This is a genomic window from Blastomonas sp., from assembly GCF_041747255.1.
Taxonomy (GTDB): domain Bacteria; phylum Pseudomonadota; class Alphaproteobacteria; order Sphingomonadales; family Sphingomonadaceae; genus Blastomonas.
Genome location: NZ_JBGTFM010000072.1, coordinates 1 through 4,141 on the forward strand (window position 1 = coordinate 1; position 4,141 = coordinate 4,141).

At 63.0% G+C, this 4,141-nt stretch carries 4 protein-coding genes; all 4 read right to left on the minus strand.

Going from position 1 to position 4,141, the window contains the following annotated elements:
• Window positions 1–1,384: NAD(P)H-hydrate dehydratase (locus ACEW8G_RS02670; RefSeq protein WP_373486901.1), on the minus strand; the 1,384-nt coding region annotated here is incomplete at its 3' end.
• On the minus strand, window positions 1,377–1,775 hold the full coding sequence (locus tag ACEW8G_RS02675; protein WP_373486902.1) for a hypothetical protein: 399 nt from the start codon (window positions 1,773–1,775) through the stop codon (window positions 1,377–1,379). The genes ACEW8G_RS02670 and ACEW8G_RS02675, both read right to left, overlap by 8 nt.
• Window positions 1,762–3,483, minus strand: a complete 1,722-nt coding sequence (ilvD, locus tag ACEW8G_RS02680; RefSeq protein WP_373486903.1) for a dihydroxy-acid dehydratase — start codon at window positions 3,481–3,483, stop codon at window positions 1,762–1,764. The genes ACEW8G_RS02675 and ilvD overlap by 14 nt, the downstream gene beginning before the upstream one ends.
• A gap of 36 nt (window positions 3,484–3,519) precedes the next feature.
• Window positions 3,520–4,141: N-formylglutamate amidohydrolase (locus ACEW8G_RS02685; protein WP_373486904.1), on the minus strand; the 622-nt coding region annotated here is incomplete at its 5' end.

The following is a 4,141-nucleotide window of genomic DNA, read 5'->3' on the forward strand; positions in this document are numbered from 1 at the left end:
GAGCCGCCAGCCGCGTCGCTGAGAACGCCGGTCCGGCAAGCCGCGCGGCCCGATCATGCAGCCACGACGCCTCGGCCATCGCATTCATCGGGTCGCCATGCGCCGCCAACCTAGCCGCGATTGCGCCTGCCAGCACATCGCCGCTGCCCGCAACCGACAGCCAGCCGCACCGTCGATCGGCGATGATGCAATTGCCATCCGGTGCCGCCATGATGCTGTCTGCGCCTTTGTAGACAAGGTGCGCACCAATCGTTCTGGCGGCTGCACGGGTGCGCTCTGCCTTGTTGCAGGCCTCTGTCATTTCGCCAACCAGCGCAGTGAACTCGCCATGATGCGGGGTAAGCAATACCGGCTTGGCCCGATCCGACAGCGCTGCGCCACGCTGTGCCAGCAGATGCAGCGCGTCGGCGTCGATCACCAGCGGATGCGGGCAAGCGAGGGCCACCTTTAGCACGGCATCCACCCCGCCATCGCGGCCAAGCCCAGGACCGATCAGCACTGCGCCGATGCGCGGGTCAGCCAACGTTGCCGCCAAAGCTGTGCCATCATCAGCGCTTTGCCAGACGACAGCTGCAGGCAAGTTGGCAGGCGCGGCCCCCCGCCCGATCAGCTTCACATAGCCCGCGCCAGTCGCTTGCGCGGCCTCAGCGGCCAGCAGCGCCGCGCCGGGCATCGCGCCTGCAATGATTGCGACCAGACCGCGTGTATATTTGTGTGATGTCGTATCGGGCGCAGCTATCAGTGGCTTGGCCAGGCGGCGGACGCAGTGACGGCTCACATCGACCCCGATATCTATGAGGCTTAACGTGCCGCAATCGCTGGCGGTCGGCTCGAGCAAATGCGCATATTTGTAAGCCCCAAGCGCAATGACATGGTCAAAACGCAGCGCATCGTTCAGCCACATTGCCCGGTCGGCATCGACCCCGCTGGGCAGATCGACCGCAAAACTGCGCCGCGCCCCCGAAACAAGCTTACAGACCAGTGACCAAAGGGGTTCATCGACCGGGCGCGACAGGCCGCTGCCGAACACACAATCGACGACCTGCGGGCACGCGGTTGCATCAGCAATTGCGATGATGTCACCCTGAAACGCAGCACAGGCATTGCGCGCCGCATGGGTGGCGGACGGATGCGTCGCAGCGACCGTGGCCCGCACTCCCTTGGTACGCAAAAACTCTGCGATAACATAGCCATCGCCGCCATTATTGCCGGGACCACACAAAATCAGCGTCGGCGTCAGCCCGCCAATCCGCCAGATCAGTTCGCCCGCGCCCTGCCCGGCGCGCGTCATCAGTGCGTCGACCGATGTTCCGGCATCGAACAATGCCTGCTCAGCCGCGACCATTTGCGCGACGGTGACGACAGGCTCGCCGCGATCAGGCACCGCCCGCCGCAGCGCCGGGCTTGATTGTGGCGGGCAAACGATAGCGATCGCGCCCGACCGATACCTCGATGCGGCCATCGGTCAGCGGTGTCACCACCGCCTCTTCAGACCCATCGGCGGCGACCAGTCCGCGACCATCATCGACAATCTCAAACCGCCGGAATCCGCCATCGGGGTGACGCATCACCAGTCCGCGGGTCTCACCGTTTTGCACACGCTCGACATCGCACCCGTCGGTAAACTCGGTGCTTTGCCCAAGCGCGCACTGCACCGCCGCCGTCTCGCCGCCTGTAAGCGACTCGGGCTCACCCGCATCAGTTGAGCATCCGCCGGTCATCGCGATAAAAGTCAGAGCGAGGCCGCCCGTGCCAAATCGGTCAGATATCCGCATAAACGTGCCGCTCCGCCTTTGCGCCGGGATGGGTGATCGCACCCTTGCTCGCTGGCCCGACGTTCTGCGCATAGCGCCACAATGCCCCCGATTGATAGTCATTGATGCGTGGCTGCCATGCTGCGCGACGCTCTGCCAGCACGGCGTCATCGACCAGCAGGTCAATCGTGCCCTTTTCAGCGTCGATCGCGATGATATCGCCTTCCTCGATCAGCGCGATGGGGCCGCAATCGGCGGCTTCGGGGCCGACATGGCCGATGCAGAACCCACGCGTCGCGCCGGAAAAGCGCCCGTCTGTGATCAGCGCGACACTGTCACCCATGCCCTGTCCGTAAAGCGCCGCCGTGGTCGACAGCATCTCGCGCATGCCTGGACCACCCTTGGGGCCTTCATAGCGGATGACGATGACCGCGCCTTCTTTGATCTGCCGCGACTCGACCGCTGCAAAGCAATCCTCCTCGCAATCAAACACCTGCGCCGGGCCGGTGAACTGCAGCCGCGTCATGCCGGCAACCTTCACAATCGCGCCTTCGGGCGCGAGCGTGCCTTTAAGGCCAACCACCCCGCCGGTGGGCGAAAGTGGCGTTTTCACGTCGTAGATGACCTTCTGGTCGGGATTCCACGTTACCTGATCGATGTTCTCGCCCAGCGTTTTGCCGGTCACGGTCATGCAATTGCCATGCAGCAGGCCATTATCCAGCAGTGTTTTCATCAGCATATAAACGCCCCCGGCATCGTACATGTCCTTGGCGACATAGCGGCCACCCGGTTGTAAATCAGCGATATAGGGCGTGGCTTTGAAGATCTCGGCGACATCGAACAGATCGAAGTCAATTCCCGCCTCGCTCGCCATCGCGGGCAAATGCAGTCCTGCGTTGGTCGAGCCGCCGGTTGCCGCGACCACGCGCGCTGCATTTTCAAACGCCTGCAGAGTACATATGTCGCGCGGCCTCAGGTTACGGGCGATCAGCTCCATCACCTGCTTTCCGGCTGCGACAGCGATGTCGGCCCGGTTCTGATATGGCGCGGGCACCATATTGCTGTTGGGCAGCGACAGGCCAATCGCCTCACCGACACAGGCCATGGTGTTCGCAGTGTACTGCCCGCCGCACGCGCCGTGCCCGGGACAGGCGACCTTTTCGAGCGCAATCAGGTCCTTGAGTGGACAATTTCCAGCTGCGTGCTGACCGACGGCCTCAAACACGTCTTTCACCGTTACATCGCGGCCATCATATCGACCCGGCAGGATCGATCCTCCATAAACGAAGATCGATGGCACGTTGAGTCGCAGCATCGCCATCATCATGCCCGGCAGCGACTTGTCACAACCGGCAAAGCCGACGAGTGCATCATAGCAATGGCCGCGCACCGAGAGCTCGACCGAATCTGCAATTACCTCGCGGCTGACCAGCGAGCTTTTCATGCCCTGATGGCCCATGGCGATGCCGTCAGTGACGGTGATGGTGTTGAACCGACGCGGCATTCCGCCGCCTTTGTTGACGCCATCGCGGCAGACATCGGCCTGCGCATTGAGCGTGGTGTTGCAGGGCGCGCTGTCGTTGCCCGCGCTGGCGATGCCGACGAATGGCCGCCCGATTTCCTCCTCGCTCAGCCCCATCGCATAATAATAGCTGCGGTGCGGCGCGCGTTCCGGCCCCACCGATACGTGGCGGCTGGGCAATCTGGATTTATCGAAGCTGTGGGTCATTCTCGGGCCTTTCTGTGGCCCGTGTCTCTTTCAAAATCAGGCGCGTTGCGCAAGACTATTGCGGCAGGCAATCGCCGCTTGACCAATAATTGCAGCAAACCGCGCCTGCCCGTCCATCGTCACGACATGATCCTGACGCATTTCAAGCCCCAGATAGGGCCGAGCATAGCCTTCTGCATGCCGGTTCATCGTCGCGTTGAGCAAGGTGCCCGCATAGGGCAGTTGATCGCCGACATGCAGGCCCGCCGCCGTCAGCAGCGGGATCGCGATCCGCGCCGCGCGGTCATCGCGATTATAAAGCACGCCGATGTCCCACGGGCGCCGCTCTTCGGGGCGGGTCGCGAGTTGCGGGGTAAAGCTGTGCAGCGACAAGATAAATGGGTCGCTTACCTGCGCCAGAGTCCGCTCGACCGCCGCGTGATACGGGCGGTAGAATGCGTCGAGCCGGACGGGTACATCGGCATCAGCATTGCCGGGGATCATCTGGCCGTCGCTGATGTGGGGGATGAGGCCCGTAGCATCCTCCTCGCGATTGAAATCGATTACCAACCGCGAGACCCCAGCCAACACCGCGCCGCATCCGATCGCACTGCACAGCAGCCGCGTGACTTCGGCCACGCCAATGTCTAGCGCAATATGCCGATCAAGCGCTTCGGCG

Coding starts and splice junctions, on each gene's coding strand:
- ACEW8G_RS02675 (WP_373486902.1), bottom strand. CDS start 1,775: ATGCGGATATCTGACCGATTTGGCACGGGCGGCCTCGCTCTGACTTTT.
- ilvD (WP_373486903.1), bottom strand. CDS start 3,483: ATGACCCACAGCTTCGATAAATCCAGATTGCCCAGCCGCCACGTATCG.